Here is a 24,383-nt window from a genome sequence, read left to right on the forward strand (position 1 = left end):
TCTTTCCCTCCCCATTTAGAGTCGTGCCGATTCCCACTGCCGACTGTATCAGAGATTTAGGATAACTAGGCTCAATTAGGGGCGATCGCCTATCTAATGGCAGTTACCATAGGGGTAAGTTATTTGCCCGTCGATACCCTTTTAAAATGTTTAAAGGGACTCCATTAATGAGAGCAGAAAAATTATTGACAGTGGTTTCTAGTTGTCCGGTGCTAGTATTGACGCGATTCCACCAATCAGTGGCAATAATGTTAGATTTGATGCCATTTAAACCAGCGAAAAAGCTAGAGAGTTCTTTAGGCACATTAGCTGGTACTCCATAAGCACCTTCATAATTATACTGAGCCATTAATGACCAGAGAAAATTATTAGGTTGGTTGATATCGTCAATTTGTTGTTGTAAATAACTCTGCACGTCTGACCAAAGAGTTACACTTGTACCACACCAATATTGTTTAATAGAACTGCTCCAAAAGGGTGTATTTTGTGCTAACCAATCAGACATACTATCAGGAAATTCGAGAGAACCAACTACAACTCGGCCAGTAGTTTGCCAAAGGTCTTTTAAGGGTTGAGAAATACCAGAGGGCGGAATTAATTTATCTTGTCCAATAGTGTTGATAATCAGATTAGATAAATCTTGATAGGTTTGGCTTGTCCAATTTCCCTCAAAATCATGTAAGTCAAGAATAACAAATTCTTGGGGATTATCAGCTAAAAATTGCGTTACTTGATTGAGAAAATCTACTAAAGTCAGGGGGAGAGCAAAACTCCCGTGACACATAACAAATTGATTATCCCCTGAGCCACTACTAAGCATTAACCTGAGATCAAGGGCACGAATACCTTGACTAAGTTGCTGATTGATGTTTTGGTATTGAGTTTGTACCCACGTTTGGCTAATACTACCAGCGCAATAAGTTGAGGCATCGTGAGTGCCTGGCAGGGTTAACTCATTGAGACAAAGATTTTGAATACAAGGGGCAAATAATTCCATCCAATTATTAGCCCAGTGTAATACGGAAGGACGTAACACACTTTGATCATCTGCTAATCCGCCACTGCCATAATCAGGGGTTGGATAGGAACTAATTGGGTTTTGGGTATTACTAGGGAAATAACCAAGGGCGATCGTTACTACTCCATCATGAATCCATCCTACAGCAGATGTATTAGTAGTATCTGGAGTAGGATAAACAAAAAGACCATTGGGAATATTTTGCCATTCAACTAAAACCCCATAACCTGCTTCTGAGGGGACAGGCGTTGATAGTCCGTGAACTCCACTCTTTTTAGCACTAATTGTAAAGTTAAAGTTACTTACCCCCTCAAGGGTATATTCAACATCACCCGCATCATCTATACTGTCATGACCTACTGTTTCTTTAAACTCAGCATAAAATTGAGTAAAGGAATTAGGACTAATCTGAGAAGATGGATCCCACTCCATCTGGTAACTGTGGGATTTTACTTGATTGATGTTATATGGCGTAGCGTTGACAATTTGTATGTGAAATCCAGCACCCATAATAATTTTCTCCTTGATGAAGATGAGTATTGTTGACTTTTTAAAGTCGTTAATTGAGTTACAGTTAAAGATAATTACTTGAGAGGTCAGAAGTGAATAATTTAAATATTAGCCCTTTCTGTTCCTCCCCATTTACAGTCGTGCCGATTCCCACTGCCGACTGTTTAGCGATAGAATAATTAGCTTAACTTAGTGGCAATATCATCTAAATCTTGCTCTGTTAGCGTGAGAGCATTAGCCACATTTTCCGTCAGCGGCCAGTCAATTTCCAGAAGATTGAAATAAGCTTGAATGTGCTGAAAATAGGCTTCTTGCAGAAATTGCTTCAGGGGAGTTGTTTGCGGTTGAGAAAAAACGCCACATTCACCTTTCATGGCAAAAGTGCTGGGATTTAAGGCGAGATAATTACAGTTTTTTACTTTTTGAATTTGACTATCAACTAATAGTGCAATTCTCGAAGATTTAGGAATATTACAAGATTGATACAGGGTAGGAATCTGCTGTAATTGCTGAATATTCCAAGCATGGGGAACAATATCCAAACTATTCCAGAGTCGGCTGCTTTGATTGAGACCTGGCTCCGTATTTCCGTAGTAATCAGAAAAGGTTTGATCCCCTGGGGTTGCTCCCGCAGAAAATTGGGTATTGACGGTGATTTGTTTACCGGTAGGGTTCCAGGTTGCTTGATTTTCGTACAGCCATAATGCCATTACCGGAGATAATGCACCACCTAAACTATGGCCGGTGGTAATGATTTCAATAGGTTGGTCAGATTGGCTGGGAATTTCCTGGGTCAAAAATTCTAACAGAGAACGGTTAGAGGAATCTTTCAGGTTTTGCAGAATAGTAATTCCGGTATTTGTTCCTTGGGAAATTTTTCCGCGTTCGGGGAATTGCGTTGACCAGGAAACCATGTTATGGGTAGCAGCATCCTCCTGTAACCAGTCAAAAACTGATTTGGGATTCGTAGCAGCGATCGCAACTACATATTGAGGGTTATTGGTTTCGGCATTTTCTCCCTTTGCCACATACATAATATTATCCCAGTTCTGATTTTTAGGATCATGATAATAAATAACAGGACCCCAAAGAATTGTCCATTGACCAATTTTTGCTTGAACCGTAGGATTGGCTAAATCTGTAATAACTTTCTCGCTATTACTGATATTAGCGAACATAGAAAGACAGAAAAGCGTTTGTTGTTGATCGTAAGTAGGCATTGAAATTTTCTCCCTCCGATTGTGAATTGATTAGGCGTATCTTAGACAAATCCAGGTAATTGAGTCACCAGAAAATTGTTAATGATTTGGTCACAAAACAAATTTCACAAAAAAGGGATGACCGCTCTTTTTTACTTGATTAAGTTGACCCCAACTTACCCCATCATTAGAGGTGTAAAAATTAGCACCAGAACAGCTATTGGCGGAAAATGTAGGACAAGCATTGCTAAACAGGAAAAACTTTGATCGCTTTTTCGTAGTAAGCTTGACGATCAGCTAGTCCGTTAAGACCACCATTGACTCGTCGGGTGATTTCTTCCACTGTTGCACCGCGATCACAAAGAGCATTCATGTTATTGTTATGCCACCAAAAACCGCCACTGGTAAAAGGATAGGTGGTACTAACATAGTCAACTCCATCCATCACTTTCGGATCATGAATATAATTCGCAAAAGCTTGATAGTTACTGCGTCCCGTTAGTTGAATAACGCCTGCTCCCTTATATTTGGGACCATCTCCTGGATAAATATTTCCCAGGTCTTTCCGTCCGTTATACTCCTCACCGCTACCGAGTTCTTTCATCCATTTCAAGCCACCACTTTCATGGGCAGTTTGGCTTAAAAAATGACACATTCGCGGGTGAGTGTTAATTTCAAAGCGATTTAAGCAAGAATTGAGATCTGCTAATTGTCCATCGCTAATGACATTACCATAGATAGATTCGGCTTGAGCTTTGGAGATTAAATTATTACCCCCCGGTAATTCTTTAAGTTCTAGTAAAAATTTTGCCGAAGATGCTCCCAAGGTATCCAATTCGCCTTCTTTGATTTTTTGTTTGAATTGTTCAAAGGCTTGTTTTGTTTGGGGTCCATAAATGCCATCAACACCATGAGCAGGAAGTAATCCGAAAACTTGCAAACGGGTCTGAACTTCTCGGCAAAGTTCCGAGTCTCCAGCTAAGGAATCAATGGGTTTAACGAGGTTTTGTTGAATGATGTCTTCTAATTTCATGGTATTTATTTCCCGGTTCAGATTTTCCGATGGTGATCGCTGAGTTAATCAAGACTAAAAAACTAAGATAGTTGAGCATCCATTGTATCTAAATCCTGATCAGATAGGGTTAGAGTATCAGATAAATTGTTAGTCAGTGACCCCTCAATATTGGGGAACAATGTCTAAACTATTCTATAATTGGCTGGAAAGATTGAGTCCTGGCTCTGTCGTTTCATAGTAATTAGCCAAGTCTTGATCGCCAAGGGTTGCACCAGCAGAAAATTGCGTATAAACCTTGACTTGTTTGCCTTTTGGATTCCAGCTTGTCTGATTCTCATAATTAGATAGAGGATTGTCGGGAGGAGCAACTTTATGAGATGCTTAAGTTCTGCATCTAAAAGTTATGCCTATGTCAGCCCCCTCCATCCTCAACCATTTGAGTAACTAAGTCAATGGATTAAGCCCAGAAACGTTGAATTTCGTCATAAAAATTTACATTCAAGAGCATACTAAATCTATACTTTAGACAGTCATAATCTGAGATTTATTAAACTTATGAAATCGGAGAGTGAGATCGGTCAAAATCATCCCCAATCTGGTAATTATGCCCCCCTAGATAGCCATCTTTGGGCCGATGCCACCTATCCCCTCGGAGCGCATTATCGGGGCGATAGCGTCACCTTTGCCGTCTATTCTAAAAATGCCAGTCAGATTCTTCTGGAAATCTACGATCGCCCGACGGGAGAAAACGCTAAGTATGATTACTGGTTGACAAAAAACCCCAATGATGATATATGGCGGGCAAAAATCGCCGGTATTGGCCACGGCAGTTACTATGCTTTTCGCTGTTGGGGTTCCAATTGGCAATTTGATCAAAAATGGCAAAGAGGTCACAGTAACGCCGGTTTTCAGGCAGATGTGGACGATTTCGGCCATCGTTTTAACCCCAATAAAGTCCTCTTCGATCCCTACGCGCGAGAACTTTCCCACGACCTTGAAACCCCGGCCATGATCGCGGCCGGAGAAAATGCTGGAATCTATGCCACGGGAGAAGGGGACTACAAAGGAGTGATCCGGCGGCAATACGATACGGGTAAATGGTCGCCCAAAGGCATTGTGATCGCGCCGGATGGGACTTCTACCGGTACTCGTCCCCGTCTGGGGTCCGAAAAAGCGATCATTTACGAGGCCCATGTGCGCGGTTTAAGTCATCACCCCTCCGCTAGTCGTTTAGAAGATATTCTCAAGGGAATTACAGGTTTTGAGGAAGTGGCCAACGTTCCCGACCAGTACAGAGGAACTTATGCGGGGGCCAGCTATATGGCCAAATATCTGAAAGCGCTGGGATTTACCACGATCGAACTCTTACCGGTCCAGGAAACCGCTAACGATAATAACCCCGACGATCGCCCCGGCGGTAACTATTGGGGTTACATGACCTTTGGTTATTTCGCTCCCGATCGCCGTTATGCTTATGATCGCTCCCCCGGGGGACCCACCAGAGAGTTTAAGGCCATGGTCAAAGCTTTCCACGACCAAGGTATGGAAGTTTATCTCGATGTGGTCTATAATCACACCGGAGAAGGGGGCAATTGGGGCAGCAACGATGTCACCGGATTTGTTAGTTTTGGTGGTTTTGATGTGGTGGAATACTATCAACTCACCGACGAACATTATCTAGTTGATGGGGCCACTGGCTGCGGAAATCAATTAAACTTTTCCCATATTGTCACCTGTAATCTGGTTCTTGATTCCCTCACCTATTGGTTAGAAACCATGGGAGTTGATGGTTTTCGTTTTGATCTGGCCCCCGTCCTCGGTCGAACTCCTTCTAGTCATCAACGAGAAGATCGGGGCAAACAAAAACAATTCTTCCCTAAACATCCTTTGTTAGAAAAGATCGAGCAATTAGGCAAGAAATATGATGCCGAAATGATCGCCGAAGCTTGGGATATCTGGGGTTACGAAGTAGGTAATTTCCCATCGGGTTGGGGCGAGTGGAATGGCCGTTATCGCGATGCAATCCGGCATTTTTGCAAGGGAGATGGTAATACTTTTAAATTCATCGAACAGGTGAACGGAGATTATCACAATTTTCATGACCAAGGCGGACCACACAAATCGATCAGTTTTATTGTTGCCCACGATGGTTTTACCCTGATGGATTTGGTCAGTTATAACAATAAAAATAACCTCAATCCCTGGCCTTTTGGTCCTTCCGATGGCGGCAATAATAATAACGATTCTTGGGATTCTGGCGGTAATCAGGCCTTACGTCGCCAAAGATTACGCAACTTTTGGACGATTCAATTTTTATCTCGCGGTGTTCCCATGACTGTCTGGGGTGATGAATTTGGCCGCACTCAAAATGGTAATAATAATCCCTACAATATTGATAGTCTGGCCACTTGGAATAATTATGATATGATTGCCACCCGTTCACCCCATCTACTGCCCACCGGTTATCGGGAAGCTTATCACAATAATTTTGGCAGGGGAACTAATCAAGAAGAACGCAATCCTTTATTTATTTTTGCCGCTTATATTGCTCACTTAAGAAACAATCATATAGCACTCAAACAGCGCCGCTATGGCGATATGGTTCTCAATGCGGGCAATAGTGTCACCTATTTATTTAAAAAACCCGATGGGGTTAGCGATTTAACTGCCCATGCTCGCTCTATTTGGTTTTTAATTGATGGTAGTGCCGTCGGTGATCACGATTTTTTGGTGTTAATTAATATGTATCATCTGCTGGTGGATTTTCGTCTTCCCTCCCCAGGCAATAATTATCGTTGGGTAAGACTTATTGACACGGCAGCTTGGGCAGAAACCAATTATAATTGTTGGTCTGTGGAGCAAGGAGCAGTAATTGCCGATCGCTATAAAGTCAATGGTTTTTCGATCGTGGTTCTCGAGGAGATTAACTGAATTTTTGGCAATAGGGAAATATAAACCCCTATTGCATCTTATGTTTTATAACCCGCACTTAGCCCAAAATTGCCGTTAAATGTCTAAAACTAAAAGTAGTGTTATTATCCTAACCATAATTTGTATTATCGCCACAGCGATGGGAGTTTATCTAATCGGTGATATCGACTCCCAACAATTACAGATCTGGTTAAAACAAATGGGAATTATGGCCCCCATTTTGTATATTATTGTCTATACGATCGGGACAATTTTAATCCTACCTTCTACCCCCTTAAACCTCAGTGGTGGCGCGATCTTTGGGGTAGTTATGGGAACAGTTTGGACAACGATCGCCGCTTTGGTGGCCGCTATAGTTGCCTTTGCTTTTACCCGTACTATTGGCCGGGAATATACCGCCAAAAAATTTCAGGGAAAATGGCAAGCGATCGATGCAGAAATGCAGCAAGGCGGCCTATTTTATATGTTTGCTATCCGTCTATTACCGATTATTCCCTACGGTATCGTTAACTTTGTTGCGGGATTAACTTCTATCCGTTTTCGCGATTATTTCATCGGTACTTTATTAGGCACTGTCCCCGGAATTTTACCCTTTGTCATGATGGGTGCGGGTTTAAAATCTTTGGGAAAAGGCGATATACTGCCCCTAATGGTGGCTTTTACCCTCATTGCTCTGTTAGTAGGTGTGGGAACTTGGTATCGTCGTCGTCGGCAATTTCCCTTTCAGTGATCAGCGATAAAATTAAGTTAGATTAGGAATATTCCGACTGAATCCCCATTGCTAAGGAGATAGCGTATCGATGCCTGCCGCAGATTATAAAGATTATTATGCCGTTCTGGGAGTAGGTAAAACTGCCAGCGCTGAAGAAATTAAAAAAGCTTTTCGCAAATTAGCTGTCAAATATCACCCCGATCGCAATCCTAACAATAAAAGCGCCGAAGAACGTTTTAAAGAAATTAGCGAAGCTTACGAAGTCCTCTCCGATAGCGAAAAACGCCAAAAATACGATCAATTTGGACAATATTGGCAACAGGCCGAGCGATCGAATTGGCCAGGTGGTAATGGGGGGGTTGACTTTGGTTCCGACGGTTTTGACTTTAGCCAGTACAGCACCTTTGATGATTTTATCAATGAACTGCTCGGTCGCATGGGGCGCTCCGGCGGTACTCGCCCCAGTTCCCATTCCTACGGGACTCCGGGGAGAGGATTTGGCGATTTTAGCAATTTTAACGACTTTGCCGGCGCTCGTACTCCACCGCAATCCGTCACTTCTGGTGTCTCCACCGCTAAACTGCGTCTGAGTTTTGGGGAAGCTTTACGAGGAGTACAAAAACGGGTTAATTTAGCCGGAGAAATGATCGATATCAAAATCCCCCCAGGAACTAAAACCGGTAATCGTCTCCGGGTACGGGGTAAAGGACTAATCGATCCCTTGAGTAAACAACGGGGAGATCTATTTCTCGATGTGGAATTAGAACCCCATCCTTTCTTTACTTTTGAAGGCGATAATTTAACCTGTGAAGTGCCGATTACCCCCGATGAAGCAGTTTTAGGCACAGCGATCGAAGTTCCTACCCCCGATGGCCTGGTGACGGTAAAAGTTCCCGCCGGTATTCGTTCCAGTCAATCCCTGCGCTTACGCGGCAAAGGTTGGATCGATAATAAAGGACAACGCGGCGATCAATTAGTCAAAATTGTCATCGATACTCCCAAAGAATTAACGGCGATCGAACGGGAATTATACGAGAAAATTAAATCTCAGCGTACCACCGATCCCCGTCGTCATCTCAGACAGGTGCAAATTTAAGTCCCTAGCTAGGGTTTGCCAAAACAGTTTTTCTTGGTCCTGATTACTGTCTCTGGGGTTTATAAGTGGTTAGGTGTTAAAAATGGGTGCATCTCAATATTTCTGATTTTCTCTCACCTATAGGTGAGCAGCAGAAGTTGTTCAAAGAGGGCGAATGCAATTCGCCCCTACAATAATATTATTGCGCCAATGGTAGGGGCGCACTGCGTGCGCCCAAAATGTCATCTAGATATTTCGACCAAATTGAGATGCACCTGTTAAAAATCGTCAGTTCCCCCCCTTATCAAGGGGGGATTAAGGGGGGATCGGCACCCCCCTTATCAAGGGGGGATTAAGGGGGGATCGGCACCCCCCTTATCAAGGGGGGATTAAGGGGGGATCGATCTAGAATTTAACCTTACTAGCCAACCAATTAGTAATTAATTTGGGGCTATTTTTTTTCACCCAATAGAGAGCATAAATTCTGAATATAGGCTTAGAAAAACGAGCGATCGCTTTCATAATAAAATTTAAGTAACGACGATGAAACTTTTTATTAATTAAATTTAACGAACCCACATCGTAAAGACAGTCAATGATAATCCTAAAAGTCGTTTCCTCTCTTTGGAATAAACTATCTATTAACAATAGCACTTCCTGAATGCGTTGCTGTTTAAGCTGTTCCTCTTCGGAAACAGCCGAGAGAATCCGCTGCTGCTTAGATAATTTACTATCCGATGGGGTTAACATGATATGGTAAGGAAAAAATTAACTTGTTTTGATTTTATCCCTATTTGCCGATTTTGCAAGACCAAACCCCCCATCTATCCCCATTTTTACGATAACACGGATCTTTCCTCTCCCATGCCGTCTTGACTGTGATTGTTGTGATTGTGTCATGGACTGTGACTGATTAAGAAAAATAGGGCAGAATAAAATTATGAAAGCTAAAATGAGGACTGAATCATGAATGATACCTTAACCACAAGTTTACTTTAGCAGTACAGGAATTTACCACTGAAGCAATCTCTAAAATCCCTATATTGTGGCAAAAAATCAAAACCCAATAATATAATAAACTCAACCCTCATCACCCCGATTTTATCTATGGAACCTCTTACAGGAGCAGCGATCGCAGTTGGTTCGATTATTGCCACTAAAGCGTTAGAGAAAACTGGTGAAAAAGTGGGAGAGAAAGTTTGGCAACAAACAGAAAAATTTCTCACTTCCCTGAAACAAGTTTCTCCAGATACTGTCACCGCAATTGAAAAAGCACCCGAACAACCTTTAGATTATGGACAGGCAATTCTAGAGGTGGAATCTGTTGCTAAAACCCGTCCCGAATTAAGCCAAATTATAACCGAGTTGGTTGACATTGTAGAATCCGAACCTTTACCTAATTTAAAGGATATTCTTAACAATATTGCTAAGGGTTTGCAATCTCAATCCTCTGGACAAAAAACCTATATCAAAACCATTGAAAAAATTGTTAATTTTTCTCAAAGGGACATTAATATTAATGAACAAAATATCACCATGTAATGTCTTGGGTGCGTGCAATGCACCCCGACGGAACCGAAAAAAATGCCATTGTAGGGGCGAATTGCGTTCGCCCTTCCCCTTTTGATGTGTTAATATTGTATAAGTAAATATTTTTTTATCACAGCATTATGTTAGCAATATGGATCAAAAAATAGTCAATTATGCTAAAGGCGATATCAATATTAAGCAGCAAAATATTTATCCGCCTAACCAAGAGCCTCCTCAACCCAATCCTCACAATTTATCTAATAGTAATATCCCTAGATTTGTTGGTAGGGATCAGGAATTAATTGACTTAAAAACTCAATTACAACAATCCCAAAAGCTTGCTATATCTACCTTAACGGGAATGGGAGGCATAGGTAAAACCGAACTAGCCAGACAGTTTGGCTGGCAAGAATGGCGAGAAAAAGCCTATCCCGGGGGTATATGTTGGTTAAATGTGGCAGAAAGTGACGGCGGTTTTATCGGTACTTCTATTTTAGATTTTGCGCGGGTACATCTCAAATTAACTTTACCGGATGAGGGAGAATTAGACGTAAAAATTCGTTATTGTTGGCAAAACTGGTTAGCGGGAAATGTCCTAATTATTTTTGATGATGTGCGGGATTATCAGCAAATTAGGGATTATTTACCACCGCAAGAAGACAAACGCTTTCAGGTTTTAATTACCACTCGCAAGGAATATTTATCAGCGACAATTGCGACTTTTCGGGTAGAAGTATTAAAAGAAAAAGATGCACTTGATTTATTGCGTTCCTACCTTGCAGACAACAGAATTGACACACAAATCGAGGCAGCTAAATTATTATGTCAGGATTTAGGTTATTTACCCTTGGCGTTAGAATTGGTGGCAAGGTTACTGGTACGACGACAGGATTGGAAAATTAGCAAAATACGGGAGAAATTAGCCGAAAAAGGCTTAGATGAGCCAATTTTAGACAAAAATCCCAAGTTTCATGCAGAAATGACTGCGGAAAGAGGGTTAAAAGCTGCCTTTAATCTCAGTTGGGAGGAGTTGCATAGCGAACCAGAAGCGCAAATTTTGGCACTTTATCTCAGTTTATTCGCTCTTGCGCCCTTTCCCAAGGGAATGATTCTGGATTTATTTCCCGATGAAGATGGGGATACAGTGGAGGAATGGTTAACCGATAGTTTAGTTCACCTGAGTTTAGTTCAGGATAATCGTGATGGTTGGTATGAAATTCATCCCCTGTTGCGTCGCTATTTTCGGGATAAGTTAGAAGCATCACCCCACGCAGAACCAGCAAAACGCCGTTATTGTGGGATTATGGCCAAAAAATCGGCAGAAATGCCAGAGAATCTCACTGTAGAAATCGTTGAAGAATTTAAACCTTTCCTTCTCCATCTACAAGCATCTGTCGGGGAATATCCCCAATATATCGCTGATGAGGATTTATTATGGTCCTATACGGGTTTAGCTAGTTATTATAATGGACAAGGATTGTATGCTATTGCTGAACCTTACTGTCAAGCTTGTTTAACCGCAACTCGAACCCACTTAGGAGACAATCATCCCGATGTGGCAAGTTCCCTCAACAATTTAGCACTATTGTACTGTTCCCAAGGCAGGTACACAGAAGCGGAACCTCTCTATCTAGAAGCATTAGATTTGTATAAACGACTCTTAGGAGACAATCATCCCGATGTGGCACTTTCCCTCAACAATTTAGCAGCATTGTACGAATCCCAAGGCAGGTACACAGAAGCAGAACCTCTCCTTCTAGAAGCATTAGATTTGAGAAAACGACTATTAGGAGACAATCATCCCGATGTGGCAACTTCCCTCAACAATTTAGCAGGATTGTACCGTTCCCAAGGCAGGTACGAAGAAGCGGAACCTCTCTATCTAGAAGCTTTAGATTTGAGAAAACGACTCTTAGGGGAAAATCATCCCGATGTGGCAACTTCCCTCAACAATTTAGCAGCATTGTACGAATCCCAAGGCAGGTACACAGAAGCAGAACCTCTCTATCTAGAAGCATTAGATTTGACAAAACGACTCTTAGGAGACAATCATCCCGATGTGGCAAATTCCCTCAACAATTTAGCAGCATTGTACTATTCCCAAGGCAGGTACACAGAAGCGGAACCTCTCTATCTAGAAGCATTAGATTTGCATAAACGACTCTTAGGAGACAATCATCCCTATGTGGCAAGTTCCCTCAACAATTTAGCACTATTGCACGATTCCCAAGGCAGATACACAGAAGCGGAACCTCTCTATCTACAAGCATTAGATTTGAGAAAACAACTCTTAGGAGACAATCATCCCCATGTGGCAATTTGCCTCAACAATTTAGCAGCATTGTACGAATCCCAAGGCAGATACACAGAAGCGGAACCTCTCTATCTACAAGCATTAGATTTGAGAAAACAACTCTTAGGAGACAATCATCCCCATGTGGCAATTTGCCTCAACAATTTAGCAGCATTGTACGATTCCCAAGGCAGATACACAGAAGCGGAACCTCTCTATCTACAAGCATTAGATTTGAGAAAACAACTCTTAGGAGACAATCATCCCCATGTGGCAATTTGCCTCAACAATTTAGCAGCATTGTACGATTCCCAAGGCAGATACACAGAAGCGGAACCTCTCTATCTAGAAGCGATTAATATTTTCAGGGAAAGATTAGGGGAAAATCATCCCCATACCCAAACCTTTTATCAGAATTATCTGAGGATGTTATCCCAATTACCCGAAGCAGAATTAAGACAACGGTTTCCCGATGAGGTGGTGGAGATGTTGAAACCAAAACCCCCTCATCCCTGAAAACAGTCTTAACTGTGATTTATGGAATTATGGGATAGACTATAATTGATCATTGATAAAGACTTGCCAAATACAACACAATCATAGTATTCACTCAATCATTCAAATCACAGCTTAGACTTATTATAGGAATCTTCCAGACTCTGTGCGATAAGCTTAACCTACAACATAATCGATCTTTGTGTCCTTTGTGCCTTTGTGGTTCCTTCCATTCCCTCGCCAGCAGGACTGTATCTTAGAATACATTTTACCCACCAAATCCAAGAGAGCCTTGAATGAACCAATCATAGTTAAGAGCGTTGGAAAAGAGGGTTCGTAGGCGCACGGATTTTTCATTATGAATATAATATCATGTCAAGTCGCCTTTGTCAAGAGAAAATTTAACGACATCCAGATTTAGTCGTAACCCATCACCTATCATTGACTATGATTGAATTAATCACTGATTACTGATCACTGATAACTGATAACTGATAACTGATAACTGATAACTGATAACTGATAAAGCTATGACACTCAAAGAACAACTTATTAAAGAAATTGAAACAACTCCCATTTCTCTGCTGCCGGAAATCCTGCATTTTGTCCAATCTATAAAAACAAAACATCCAGACGTTGACTTTATGGAATTTGCTGGTATGGCAGCAGATATAGAAAATACTATGCAAGAGATTGTGGAAGAAGCAGAAGCTAATCGTCAACTCGATTTAAAACGGATAAATGATTTATGAAACAAGCATTACTTGATACCAATATCCTCTCTTAATTTTTTACGAGGCAATCCCGCAGTAATTGAACAATTCCGCATCTATCGACAACAATATACTTATATATCGTTTTCAATCTTTACCTATTACGAGATTAAAAGTGGTTTATTGTATAAAGATGCACGAAATCAACAACAACAATTTGAACGTCTTGTAGAAGTCAGTGAAGTAATTGGTTATGATCGTGAAATTAGTGATATAGCTACTCAAATATACGTTAATCTTAGAATAAAAGGACAACTCATTACCCCGATTGATTTGTTTATTGCTGCGACTGCTATTTATTGCGATTATACTCTGATTACAGCTAACATTAAGCATTTTCAAAATATTCCCAATCTTAGTTAGGGTTTGCTGAAAAAGTACGGGCGAAGCATTCGGATAGAAAATCTACGGTTTCACCGATAAGTTATTGTCCGAATGCTTCGCCCCTACAGGACGCGGAACCATGAAGACGCAAGGTTTTGAAGCACGATTCTCTCAGAATCTTGCACCTGTTTCGGGAGAAAAGCCACAAAACCTCTACCTTGCCTACATTTCACATTTATTCAGCAAACCCTAGTTATGAAAATTGGTATCTCTCAATAATTTAGGACTATTGTACTATTCCCAAGACAGCTACACAGAAGCGGAACCTCTCCATCTAGAAGCGATTAATATTTTCAGAGAAGGATTAGGGGAAAATCATTCCCCATACTCAAACGATTATGGAGAATATAAAACTATGTTGTCGCAACTCTAGCAATCAGAATTAAGATAGAGTTTGAATGCTTTGGAAAATAGGGTTTGTAGGCGCACGGATTTTCCATTATGAATATAATATCATGTCAAGTCGCCTTTGTCAAGAGAAATTTTAACAACATCCAGAAAAACGGGGACATGAAGCTTAAATCAAGATGGGAATTACAGCAGACGAATGAATTCTTCTTGTGTCAGTTCAGCATCGCGTAAAATTTTTAGGAGTAATCCTTTCCCGACAGTTTTCCCCCGATGAACCGGTACGGTGACAACTCTTCCATCTTCATGTTTTAAGCGCAGATGACTTCCTTTTTGTCGGATAGATTGAAACCCTATTCTCGTTAAAGCTTTGATAACTTCATCACCGGTTAATATCGGTAATTTTGGCATCAGATAGACACCTTTTCAATTCCAACAAACTTCGACACATCTTCCGGATTGTCATCTTCCAAGCAAAGTTCAATCACTTCCCTGATATTCTTCATCAATTCATCAATCGTTTCCCCTTGACTGTAACAACCCCGAAGTTGAGGAACTTCCCCAACATAATATCCATCCTCATCTCGTTCAATGACAACATAAAACTCTCTTTGATAGTTCATGGTTCTCAATCCTTAAAAAAATTATCGCTATCTAAGCTTTTATTGGCGATTATTGAGACTTGAAAATAGGGTCTGTAGGCGCAAGGATTTTCCATTATGAATATAATATCATGTCAAGAGGCTTTTGTCAAGAGAAATTTTGACAACATCCAGATTTAGTCGTAACGCATCACCTATCATTGACTATGATTGAATTAATCACTGATAACTGATAACTGATAAAGCTATGACACTCAAAGAACAACTAATTAAAGAAATCGAGCAGACACCTGACACCCTTTTGACTCAATTACTTGACTTTTTGCTCTTTATCAAAGAACGACATACTGAAATAGAAATTACAGAAGAAGAGCAAGCTAACATAATCGCTTCTGAATCAGCTTATCAAGCAGGAGACTATCTAACCCTCGAAGAATATGAGGCAACCCAAGCGTGAACTACAGAGTTATTATTCCGAAACCAGTTCAAAAACAACTAAACAACTTACCCAAACAACAACGCGAACGCTTAATTACTGCCATTAGACTACTTACCGATACACCTCGTCCTAACGGAGTCAAGAAACTCAAAGGATATGATGACACCTACCGAATTAGAATAGGGGATTATCGCATCATTTATAGAATTCAAGATAAGGAAATGCTTATTATCATATTGAGTAGTATTCATCGAAAAGATGCTTATTGAACCTCTGTAACATCTTCCTTCAACAATATTAGCATTATTATATTATTTTTAAGAAAGGTACAAATCAGCTAAAAATCTTAAGAAAGCGGGGTAATTTTTCTCTATTACCCCGCCCAAGCAAGTGAATAATTAATCGGGCAATTTATACTGTTCCACAATCTTTTTAGCATATTCAGGAACATGAGCCGCTAATTTTTCAGGATAATTACGTTTAACATAAAGGTAATTACGGGTAAAGTGAGAATCGATGGAAAAGCGAGCATATTCTAACCCTTTAGGCCCGATTTTTTCAATTACTACTCCCATCATTTTTGCCGCCCACATCGGCAAGGTTACACCTTTATCATAGGCAGGAATGCTATTTTGTACCGCCTGTTTTCTATCACCACTAGACATAACATCTTGGGTATTTAATTGATCTTTAACTAACTCTAACATTTCCTTGCCCGTATTATTACGAACGACAATCCATTGCCAGCCAAAAGGTGCGCCCATATAGCCCACAACTAAATCAGCAAGGGAGTTAACATAATCAAAACAAGTCATACAGGAAGGGGCAAAAACATCTTTTAACTTATTAGTCTTTAAGCCAAAAAAGGGAACCATTTCTATCGAGCCGTCTTCGTGTTGAAAGTGTACCCGAAAATCCTGCATAAATTCGTAATGAACCACAGTTTCTGGGGAACGACTGGTAGTTTCTAAAAACTTTTGTAGTCCTGAGCGGGTGACATTATCGACGCAGGGAGTTCCTAAGACATATAACTTTTCTAAGCCTAATTTTTTTTCTACTGCTCTTAGGGCTTGAATTTGACAACCAACTCCGATAACTAATAACCGTTTCATGCCTGATTTTTCAATTTCTTCTAGGACTGATAAATTGGGAGAAAGAGTCGGTTTATTAACTTTAGCGGCGAGAATTTCTTCCGTGGTACGGGCGAGAATAGGCTGCGGTTGAAAGCGATCCTCGGCGGTATTCTGCACACAAACCACCCCTTCTACTAAACCACGATCGAGCATTTCACAGGCAATTGTGCTGACGATTCCTGTCCATTGCGCCCCAGGGATAGCTTGTTTTTTCTTGGCAGCCATCATCTCTTGATGAACGCCAAAATAGAGATCATTTTCCTGATTTAGATCGCGACTTTTGCCGTGTGCTGCTGCTTCTAAATCGGCGATTTGTTGATGGAGAAAAGCACAAGCGTCTTTAACATAGTGAATGTAATAAGTGTCACAAAGTCCGCACTCGCTACACAATTCTTTGGCAGGACGACGACTATTGGGCTTGAGGGCTTTGGCTTTTAGGTGGGGCGCAAGGGAGTTCATAATCTTAAAAGGCAACTAGGTCAAGGGTTTTTTCTATCGATCGTTTACCTTACCGCATTAGATCGCTTTGTTAGCAATCTTTTTAAAGAAATGTAACGATTACCCAGATTAGGATCAGAGCAAAGCTTCTAAGGTGGCGACGACGGAAGCCGCTAAAGTTTCTAAATCATAACCACCTTCTAAGCCGAAAAGCAGCGGTTTATTAAGAGTTAAGAGGTATTTGGTTAAAATTCCATAATCCTGTGGGTGTAAACAAATTCCCGCCAGAGGATCCGCTTGATTGGCATCATATCCAGCACTAACAATCACTAAATCCGGTTGAAAATTTTTCAGAAAAGGTATGACTTGCCCCTCAAAATGTTCTTGATAATCTTTAATCGTACTTCCTGACGGTAAGGGAATATTCAAAACATTATTAAACTCCCCTTTTTCTCTCGCTTCTCCCGTGCCGGGATAAAAGGGGAATTGATGGAGGGAACAATAGGCAATCTGGGGATGATTTTCGACTATATCCTGGGTGCCATTGCCGTGATGCACGTCCCAATCAAGAATCGCTACTTTTTGCACTCTTTTGTTTTCTAAAGCATAATAAGCGGCAATAGCAGCATTAGAAAACAGACAGAAACCCATGCCATAATTAGAAGTGGCATGATGTCCGGGAGGACGGGCTAAAATAAAGGTAGGATCGCTGGTGGATAAGACTCGATCGACTCCATCTAACCAGCCACTAACCGCTAGTAACGCCACATCGTAACTACGCGTAGAAACGGGAGTATCGGCATCCAATCTTCCTCCGCCCTGTTGACAAATTCGCCGCAATCTATCAACATAATCTTGATTATGAACTTGTTTGATCAAAGGAATTACTTCGTCACGAATTTCGAGCGGTGTGGGTAAATGCCATGTTAGTTTTGACTGCCATTCTGTTTGTTTTAAAGCCTCGACAATTGCCGTTAAACGCGCCGCTTTTTCAGGATGGTAAATACCTGTATCGTGATCGAGAAATTCATCGGAATAGATAATCGAGATCATAATCAAATTACTGCTTAAGTAGCTGGTTATAATTAAATTGAAGATAGATTTTTGGTTCGATCCCCCCTGCCGATAGGCGGGGGGATCTGACAGTTTTTAACACCTAACTGCTTAACTCGCTGGTTTTTGAGCAACCTAATGGTTTCAATCTACCAGAAAAACAGGGGCTTGAGCGGCTATAGTGAAAAAACTTTACTGATTGGGTCACTTTTGCCGGATGATGCAATTATCTCCCCCTAAGGTGACAGGAAGCAAAAATGCTGACAAATTTTCGGAAATTTCAGCTAGAAGTTAATGGCATTACTATCAATGGTGTCAAAGGTGGGTGCGGTTTTCCGCTGCTTTTGCTGCATGGTTATCCCCAAACCCATCAAATGTGGCATAAAATCGCCCCCCGATTAGCGGCCAATTTTACGGTGATCGCCACGGATCTGCGCGGCTACGGGGATAGCGATAAACCCTTACCCCTAGAGGATTCTAGCAATTATTGCAAGCGGGTGATGGCCCTCGATCAGGTGTTGCTGATGGAAAAATTGGGTTATCAGGAGTTTTATCTGATCGGCCACGATCGAGGGGCGCGAGTTTCCCACCGTCTCGCCCTTGATTTTCCCGAAAATGTCAAAAAACTCGTTTTACTCGATATAGCACCGACGCTGGCGATGTACGAGGCTACTGATCAAACTTTTGCCACTGCCTACTATCATTGGTTTTTCTTGATTCAGCCTTCCCCTTTTCCCGAAACCCTGATCGCCGCTAATCCCGATTATTATCTGCACCATTGCTTGCAAAGTTGGGGGCGAGATTTTGGCGCTTTTACAGAGGAAGCTTTGGGGGAATATCGGCGTTGTTTTCGAGATTTAAGGACGATAACCGCCACCTGTGCTGATTATCGGGCCGCCGCTACTATCGATTTAGAGCATGATCGTCAGGATCTAGACCGGAAAATTTCCTCTCCCCTCTTGGTTCTTTGGGGAAAAAAAGGTTTTATTGCACGTCAATACGATGTGATCGCTCTTTGGCAGCAGCGAGCTAATCAAGTGACGGGACAGGCGATCGCCAGTGGTCATTTTTTACCGGAAGAGGCACCGGAAGAGACAGCACAGGCGATCGAGGATTTTCTCGGCTAAGTAATACTAAATCCTGTTATTAAAAACTGATTATTTATTCTCCGTTTTGCATGAGTGCCTGTCCTGATATGTAGTCCATACTCAACGGATTTAGTATCAAAAAAAAATCGGGCTAGAAATATCTTCCAACCCCATAGGATCCATAACCTAATTAGTGATTAAATTCTCGACTTAGTAAGCGTCCTGTAGTTCGTAGAATTCGGGAGAAACGTAGTCTTTGCGTAGAGGCCAACCGACCCAATCTTCCGGCATTAAAATCCGTTTCAGGTGGGGATGTCCTTCATAAATAATGCCGAACATATCATAACTTTCTCGTTCTTGCCAGTCAGCAGCTTTCCAAATCCAGTAAACCGAAGCAACCCGGGGATTATCTCTAGGAAGAAAAACTTTTAAGCGCACTTCCACGGGACTATCGACATTATCGGTTACTTTGACCAGATGATAGAAACTAACTAATTCTTTCCCCGGTCCCAAATCGTAAGCGCCCTGACATTGGAGATAATTAAAGCCATAAGCGAATAAAGCAGTGGCCAGGGGAATTAAAAATTCTGCTTCTACTTTAATCAATTCCACACCACTATGGTCAGCTTCTAAAGCTTGATGATCAAAACCATTTTCGCTTAACCAAATCGAAGTGGGGCCAGCTTGCACAATAGCTGTGGTTTCTTCAGTCATTTAGATTTCTTCCTTTTGTTTCGTGGTCAAAAGAGCGGGGGGAACAGGCATACCAGTGGCTTCTAGTAACTCTTTCGGAGGTGCTTGACGGGTGGCCGATTGCAGATATTTACCGGTCAGAATCGGTTCCGTGGCCTGCATTTTGTGGGTGGTGCTGTAATAACGATTGGTTTGCTGGAGAACAGTCCCGCGTTCTTGAATAGATTCGTTAGCGACTTTTTTCCGCAGTTTAATAATCGCGTCGATAATCGCTTCCGGACGGGGGGGACAACCGGGTATATAGACATCCACGGGGATAAGTTTATCTACCCCTCTGACTGCGGTAGTGGAGTCACTGCTGAACATTCCTCCCGTAATCGTACAGGCACCCATGGCGATAACGTATTTAGGTTCTGGCATTTCTTCGTACAGACGCACCAAAGCGGGGGCCATTTTCATGGTAACTGTACCGGCAGTGATGATTAAATCGGCTTGCCGGGGACTAGAACGGGGAACTAAACCAAAGCGATCGAAATCAAAACGGGAACCAATCAAGGCCGCGAACTCGATAAAACAGCAGGCTGTACCGTATAGCATCGGCCAAAGACTTGACAAACGCGCCCAGTTATACAGGTCATCAACGGTGGTAAGTATGACATTTTCCGATAAATCCTGGGTAACTTTCGTGCGTTCGATGGGATTGAGGATTTTTTCGCTTTGTTGTTCGATAATTTGCTTAAATTCGCTGGTAGGGTTGGGACTCATCGGGTTATCCTCTCATCAAAAGTCAAAAATAAGGAAAATTATGGCCGTTATGACCATTCTAAGGCTCCTTTCCGCCAAGCATAGACGAGAGCAACCACAAGGATAGCAATAAAGATCAATGCTTCTACAAAAGCTAATAGGCCCAATTGATTGAAAGCTACTGCCCAAGGGTAGAGAAAGACGGTTTCCACGTCAAAAACCACGAAAACGAGGGCAAACATATAATAACGAATGTTAAACTGAATCCAAGCACCGCCGATCGGTTCCATCCCCGATTCATAGGTGGTGCGTCTTTCCGGACCGCCACCACTAGGCCGCAGGACTTTGGAGGCCGTTAGGGATAGGATTGGTACTAAACTGCAAGCGAGCAGAAATCCTAGAAAATACTCGTAACCTTTGAGGACAAACACTGGGTTTTTTTTCTCCTTATTCGCTATCGACAGGGGAAGTTGTCGGCATCTCTATGGCTACTTATTATAGAGGCTTTAGCAACCCCTCTCCTTCTCAAAAGCAGCATTGAAGATGTTTATCGATACCATTAGCTAATCATCGGGTTGAGCTTCGCTTCTGTCTCTGTTTTGCTCTTAACTCTGACGGGGTGACAAGGAAGCCTACAATCCCTATGGGAAGCAAAGTGTAGCTAAATATGGTAAAAAAGAATTGGCTGCGATCAGCTGTTGACTATCTCAATGAGTACCAGAGTGGTAAGTTCGAGCATTTGTACTAAAATTTCCCCTAGGCAGTGTAAATTATCAGAAATGCTGTCCACCGGATTATAGTTTTTTTGTTAATGCACTGGCTCAAAGCCGCGATCGCTTAAGACAATATATCATTATGCAGTTACTAAAACTGACCCCCGGAAATTTTGCTAAATCTCTTAACTGATTAGATCATGACGATGACAATTTAAATAGTGACGAGTACAATTTCCAATCCCCATTCGGATTAACTTTGTTAGCTATAGCATCCTTAAATAAAATGTGAAAAGGTATCGTATTTTTTAAGGTTAGGAAAATTCAATAATTGAAATTTACAAAAAACTCGAACAGTCGTTTAACCACAAGAAAACTTTTCGCCATCCCCTAAAATCTGCTCAAAAGACTTGTTAACTGTAGCCAAATCATTTCTACTAGATTTTCTTCGGTTTGGTGCGTTCTCAGTTGTCTGCTGACGCTCTTGGCACTATTTCTCCGAATCAACCCTTTTTAAGGCATTAGGGAAGGATAGGCTATGCAGACTTTTATTTTATGAGACTAGGCTATTGTATCAACTTTTAATTAAACAGCTAATCTGCTAAAGTGATAAGTAAATATTATTTTAAGTTTATTTAAGGCTGTCATTACTAATGCTAAGTTAAGCTGGGTAAATTTTCGCGTAGTATCAAAAAGGAAACTCATTCGACCCGTTCAGTCTAAACGGGGAGAGAAGGCATTTTGAGACTGAGGAACAACCTATGGCAAAGAAAATAAAGACAACCACTTATAAAGTCACCCTGAAAACACCCAAGGGCGATTATGAAATTGATGTTCCCGATAATGAATATATTCTCGAGATAGCGGAAAAAGAAGGATTAGATTTACCCTTTTCTTGCCGTGCTGGTGCTTGTTCTGCTTGCGCTGGTCAAATCGAATCCGGTAGCGTTGATCAATCCGAGCAATCCTTCTTAGATGACGATCAAATTGAAGCGCGTTATGTCCTCACCTGTGTGGCCTATCCTACTTCTGACTGTGTGATCGTCACCCACAAAGAAGAAGATTTGTACTAATTTAACTCAATATTCGGGGGTTAGATACTCCAACAATACAACAATAATAGAGCGGGAACTGCAAGGGCGACAGTTCTCGCTTTATTTATATTTTTGCCTCTTGACTCGACAGTGAGATAAAGCCCAAAAATTAATCCTGCAGCGGCAGGGTGTGAGGTGTAGGGTTAATGGGCGCTGATCACTAATTAGGGTTTGCTGAAAAAGTTTTTCCTAGGGGCAGGGTGTAGGGTGTGGGGTGTGGGGTGTGGGGTTTTACCGATTTTGAGGGGGTCAATTACCTAATTTTCAGGGAAAAAGTAGCTGAATTTCCCCCTGATCACTAATTATCGGCCCACTTCAGCGAAAATCTCGGCTAAAATCTCTCCAGCACCAGCTTCGCGCACTTTATGGGCTAAATCTCGTCCTAAGACTTCCCCATGGCTAGGATCACCGCTAACCGAGTCCTTAATCAGGCGCTTACCGTCGAGACTAGCCACCATACCCGTTAAAGTTAGGATACCATCCTCGATCGCCGTATTCACTCCGATGGGAACTTGACAACCCCCCTCCAACTCGCGTAAAAAAGCGCGTTCAGCATAGCATCTATCGCGACTAGGGGCGTGTTCCAACACTTTTAGGACTTCCAAAACCTCCGGATCAGCATCGCGGCATTCTATCCCTAAAGCACCCTGTCCCACCGCATGGAGAGAAATTGCTGCCGGGATAACCTGATGAACTCGATCGCCTAATCCTAACCTTTCTAGTCCCGCTACTGCCAGAATAATCGCGTCGTATTCTCCCGCGTCCAGTTTTGCCAGACGGGTGTTAACATTGCCGCGCACATCTTTAAAAGTCAGATGGGGATAATGGTAACGCAACTGGGCCAATCGCCGCAGGGAAGAAGTCCCCACCACCGCACCTTCCGGTAAAGTGTCTAATTGATAGTCTTGGTTTTGGCTATTTACCACCAAAGCATCGGCCGGATTCACTCTTTCCGTGACGCAACCCAAGATTAAGCCTTCGGGCAAATTAGTGGGCAGATCCTTGAGAGAATGGACGGCAAGATCGATCGATCTATCCAACATTCCCACTTCTAATTCTTTGGTAAATAAACCCTTATCACCGATTTTCGCCAGGGCCACATCGAGAATTTTATCGCCTTGGGTACTCATCGTCTCCACCTCAAACTGTCGATGGGGGTGGTGTTTACTCAATTCTGCCTGTACCCAATAGGTTTGTACTAGGGCTAACTGACTTTTACGCGAACCGATACGCAGGGAACGAGGAGGACTAGAAACGGACATATCTGAAGTAGGAATTTAACTAAACATCTATCGGACTGCTCGATCTAGACTATCCTGATCTCACCCCTGTTGAGTAATCACTTTCTAGGTTAGGCATAAATAGTTACATCTCTTAATATTTTTAGGCACATAGGGTGAGCATTATTCCCCACTGACAGCAAAGCTGAAAGCCTAGATTAAAATAGAGGGATAAACGTTGCAACAGGGTCTAACTAATGACAATGTTTGAACGGACAAATTGGCTAAAGTAGCTGGTTATAATTAAATTAAAAATGGATTTTAGGTTCGATCCCCCCTGCCCCCCTTGATAAGGGGGGTGCCGATAGGCGGGGGGATCCCCCTTAATAAGGGGGGCATCTGATAATTTTTAACGCCTACCTACTTAATTCAGGAGTTATTATTATGCTAGACCAAATGATGAGGATGTTAGAAGGGCAACAAATAGGTCCCTATCGTCTTAATAAGTTTCTCGGTGCCGGTGGTTTTGGTGGTGTATTTCATGCTAGTGAAATGGTTAGAAATACATCGGTTCAAGAAGTTGCTATTAAAGTTATCCCCGAAAGTAGCGATGATAAATTAATTGAGTTAACAAATGCCAGAAAGTTAGAACATTCTAATTTAATTAAGGCTTATTCAGTGGGGGAATTTACTTTTTTCAATACGGAGATGCTTTATTTAGTGATGGAATTGGCACAGGGTAGCCTAGAAAATCACATCGCCAAAGGCGGTTTGTCAGCGGATGAGATTAAAAATATTACTGCTCAAGTCGCCCAAGGTTTAAATTATCTTCATGGACAAAATAAAGTCCATCGAGATTTAAAACCGGGTAATATCCTCAAGG

General features: G+C 41.8%; 24 protein-coding genes and 1 pseudogene. 13 read left to right on the forward strand and 12 right to left on the reverse strand.

Annotated elements, in window-relative coordinates:
- Positions 1–103: 103 nt before the first annotated feature.
- The 3 genes from H6G40_RS02240 to H6G40_RS02250 form a co-directional block, all read right to left on the reverse strand.
- Positions 104–1,528 (reverse strand): phosphatidylinositol-specific phospholipase C domain-containing protein, encoded by a 1,425-nt coding sequence (locus H6G40_RS02240; protein ID WP_190537201.1) that lies wholly within the window; start codon positions 1,526–1,528, stop codon positions 104–106.
- A 179-nt stretch (positions 1,529–1,707) separates the two neighbouring features.
- Positions 1,708–2,748, reverse strand: coding sequence for a lipase family protein (locus H6G40_RS02245; protein WP_002738386.1), 1,041 nt, complete (start codon positions 2,746–2,748; stop codon positions 1,708–1,710).
- 226 nt (positions 2,749–2,974) lie between these two features.
- A complete protein-coding gene (locus tag H6G40_RS02250; protein ID WP_002738520.1) occupies positions 2,975–3,760 on the reverse strand; it encodes a hypothetical protein in 786 nt (261 codons plus the stop codon).
- 537 nt (positions 3,761–4,297) lie between these two features.
- Between H6G40_RS02250 and H6G40_RS02255 the strand changes: the two genes are divergently transcribed.
- From H6G40_RS02255 to H6G40_RS02265, 3 genes are all read left to right on the forward strand, one after another.
- Positions 4,298–6,673, forward strand: coding sequence for a glycogen debranching protein (locus H6G40_RS02255; protein WP_190537203.1), 2,376 nt, complete (start codon positions 4,298–4,300; stop codon positions 6,671–6,673).
- A 79-nt stretch (positions 6,674–6,752) separates the two neighbouring features.
- Positions 6,753–7,403 carry a TVP38/TMEM64 family protein gene (locus H6G40_RS02260; protein ID WP_002739208.1) on the forward strand — a complete coding sequence of 217 codons (651 nt, stop codon included), beginning with the start codon at positions 6,753–6,755 and terminating at the stop codon, positions 7,401–7,403.
- 70 nt (positions 7,404–7,473) lie between these two features.
- Entirely contained in the window at positions 7,474–8,481 is a 1,008-nt protein-coding gene (locus H6G40_RS02265) for a DnaJ C-terminal domain-containing protein (protein WP_130756323.1), read from the forward strand.
- A gap of 384 nt (positions 8,482–8,865) precedes the next feature.
- Here the strand turns inward: H6G40_RS02265 and H6G40_RS02270 are convergent, their stop codons facing one another.
- Positions 8,866–9,210 (reverse strand): hypothetical protein, encoded by a 345-nt coding sequence (locus H6G40_RS02270; protein WP_069474273.1) that lies wholly within the window; start codon positions 9,208–9,210, stop codon positions 8,866–8,868.
- Between the two features lie 357 nt (positions 9,211–9,567).
- Here H6G40_RS02270 and H6G40_RS02275 point away from each other — a divergent pair, with 357 nt between their 5' ends.
- The 5 genes and pseudogenes from H6G40_RS02275 (at position 9,568) to H6G40_RS02295 (ending at position 14,321) form a co-directional block, all read left to right on the forward strand.
- Positions 9,568–10,002 carry a hypothetical protein gene (locus H6G40_RS02275; protein ID WP_069474274.1) on the forward strand — a complete coding sequence of 145 codons (435 nt, stop codon included), beginning with the start codon at positions 9,568–9,570 and terminating at the stop codon, positions 10,000–10,002.
- Positions 10,003–10,141: 139 nt separating this feature from the next.
- Positions 10,142–12,799, forward strand: coding sequence for a tetratricopeptide repeat protein (locus H6G40_RS02280; protein ID WP_339327437.1), 2,658 nt, complete (start codon positions 10,142–10,144; stop codon positions 12,797–12,799).
- Between the two features lie 509 nt (positions 12,800–13,308).
- Positions 13,309–13,530 (forward strand): hypothetical protein, encoded by a 222-nt coding sequence (locus tag H6G40_RS02285; protein WP_106908986.1) that lies wholly within the window; start codon positions 13,309–13,311, stop codon positions 13,528–13,530.
- Positions 13,531–13,542: 12 nt separating this feature from the next.
- Complete coding sequence (locus tag H6G40_RS02290) at positions 13,543–13,914, forward strand: type II toxin-antitoxin system VapC family toxin (RefSeq protein WP_242028698.1); 372 nt, start codon at positions 13,543–13,545, stop codon at positions 13,912–13,914.
- Between the two features lie 223 nt (positions 13,915–14,137).
- Positions 14,138–14,321, forward strand: a pseudogene (locus H6G40_RS02295) (tetratricopeptide repeat protein).
- 148 nt (positions 14,322–14,469) lie between these two features.
- On the opposite strand, the gene H6G40_RS02300 reads toward H6G40_RS02295, so the two are convergent.
- On the reverse strand, positions 14,470–14,694 hold the full coding sequence (locus H6G40_RS02300; RefSeq protein WP_002739026.1) for a type II toxin-antitoxin system HicA family toxin: 225 nt from the start codon (positions 14,692–14,694) through the stop codon (positions 14,470–14,472).
- Complete coding sequence (locus tag H6G40_RS02305; RefSeq protein ID WP_002738920.1) at positions 14,694–14,906, reverse strand: type II toxin-antitoxin system HicB family antitoxin; 213 nt, start codon at positions 14,904–14,906, stop codon at positions 14,694–14,696. Before H6G40_RS02305 ends, H6G40_RS02300 begins: the two co-directional genes overlap by 1 nt.
- A gap of 226 nt (positions 14,907–15,132) precedes the next feature.
- Here H6G40_RS02305 and H6G40_RS02310 point away from each other — a divergent pair, with 226 nt between their 5' ends.
- Positions 15,133–15,342, forward strand: coding sequence for a hypothetical protein (locus H6G40_RS02310; protein WP_002738788.1), 210 nt, complete (start codon positions 15,133–15,135; stop codon positions 15,340–15,342).
- Entirely contained in the window at positions 15,339–15,593 is a 255-nt protein-coding gene (locus tag H6G40_RS02315; RefSeq protein ID WP_002738377.1) for a type II toxin-antitoxin system RelE family toxin, read from the forward strand. Before H6G40_RS02310 ends, H6G40_RS02315 begins: the two co-directional genes overlap by 4 nt.
- Before the next feature lie 129 nt (positions 15,594–15,722).
- On the opposite strand, the gene H6G40_RS02320 is transcribed toward H6G40_RS02315, so the two are convergent.
- Both H6G40_RS02320 and H6G40_RS02325 read right to left on the reverse strand, forming a co-directional pair.
- Positions 15,723–16,916, reverse strand: coding sequence for a Coenzyme F420 hydrogenase/dehydrogenase, beta subunit C-terminal domain (locus H6G40_RS02320; RefSeq protein WP_069474276.1), 1,194 nt, complete (start codon positions 16,914–16,916; stop codon positions 15,723–15,725).
- A gap of 114 nt (positions 16,917–17,030) precedes the next feature.
- Positions 17,031–17,948, reverse strand: a complete 918-nt coding sequence (locus H6G40_RS02325; RefSeq protein WP_002748714.1) for a histone deacetylase family protein — start codon at positions 17,946–17,948, stop codon at positions 17,031–17,033.
- Positions 17,949–18,205: 257 nt separating this feature from the next.
- On the opposite strand from H6G40_RS02325, the gene H6G40_RS02330 reads away from it, so the two are divergent.
- Positions 18,206–19,075 carry an alpha/beta fold hydrolase gene (locus H6G40_RS02330; protein WP_069474277.1) on the forward strand — a complete coding sequence of 290 codons (870 nt, stop codon included), beginning with the start codon at positions 18,206–18,208 and terminating at the stop codon, positions 19,073–19,075.
- A gap of 171 nt (positions 19,076–19,246) precedes the next feature.
- Here the strand turns inward: H6G40_RS02330 and H6G40_RS02335 are convergent, their stop codons facing one another.
- Genes H6G40_RS02335 through ndhC form a run of 3 tightly spaced genes read right to left on the reverse strand, consistent with a single transcriptional unit; the run spans position 19,247 to position 20,904 of the window.
- Entirely contained in the window at positions 19,247–19,750 is a 504-nt protein-coding gene (locus tag H6G40_RS02335) for an NAD(P)H-quinone oxidoreductase subunit J (protein WP_002738424.1), read from the reverse strand.
- Positions 19,751–20,494 (reverse strand): photosynthetic/respiratory NAD(P)H-quinone oxidoreductase subunit K, encoded by a 744-nt coding sequence (gene ndhK / locus H6G40_RS02340; protein WP_002738790.1) that lies wholly within the window; start codon positions 20,492–20,494, stop codon positions 19,751–19,753. It abuts the gene before it with no gap.
- Between the two features lie 47 nt (positions 20,495–20,541).
- On the reverse strand, positions 20,542–20,904 hold the full coding sequence (ndhC, locus tag H6G40_RS02345) for a photosynthetic/respiratory NAD(P)H-quinone oxidoreductase subunit C (protein ID WP_002739390.1): 363 nt from the start codon (positions 20,902–20,904) through the stop codon (positions 20,542–20,544).
- A gap of 1,043 nt (positions 20,905–21,947) precedes the next feature.
- On the opposite strand from ndhC, the gene H6G40_RS02350 reads away from it, so the two are divergent.
- Positions 21,948–22,259 (forward strand): ferredoxin, encoded by a 312-nt coding sequence (locus tag H6G40_RS02350; RefSeq protein ID WP_069474278.1) that lies wholly within the window; start codon positions 21,948–21,950, stop codon positions 22,257–22,259.
- 323 nt (positions 22,260–22,582) lie between these two features.
- Here the strand turns inward: H6G40_RS02350 and hemC are convergent, their stop codons facing one another.
- Entirely contained in the window at positions 22,583–23,542 is a 960-nt protein-coding gene (gene hemC, locus H6G40_RS02355) for a hydroxymethylbilane synthase (protein ID WP_002771972.1), read from the reverse strand.
- A gap of 402 nt (positions 23,543–23,944) precedes the next feature.
- Between hemC and H6G40_RS02360 the strand changes: the two genes are divergently transcribed.
- On the forward strand, positions 23,945–24,383 hold a 439-nt coding region (locus tag H6G40_RS02360; protein ID WP_190537208.1), incomplete at its 3' end, for a protein kinase domain-containing protein.

This window comes from Microcystis viridis FACHB-1342 (genome assembly GCF_014698335.1).
Taxonomy (GTDB): Bacteria; Cyanobacteriota; Cyanobacteriia; order Cyanobacteriales; family Microcystaceae; genus Microcystis; species Microcystis ichthyoblabe_A.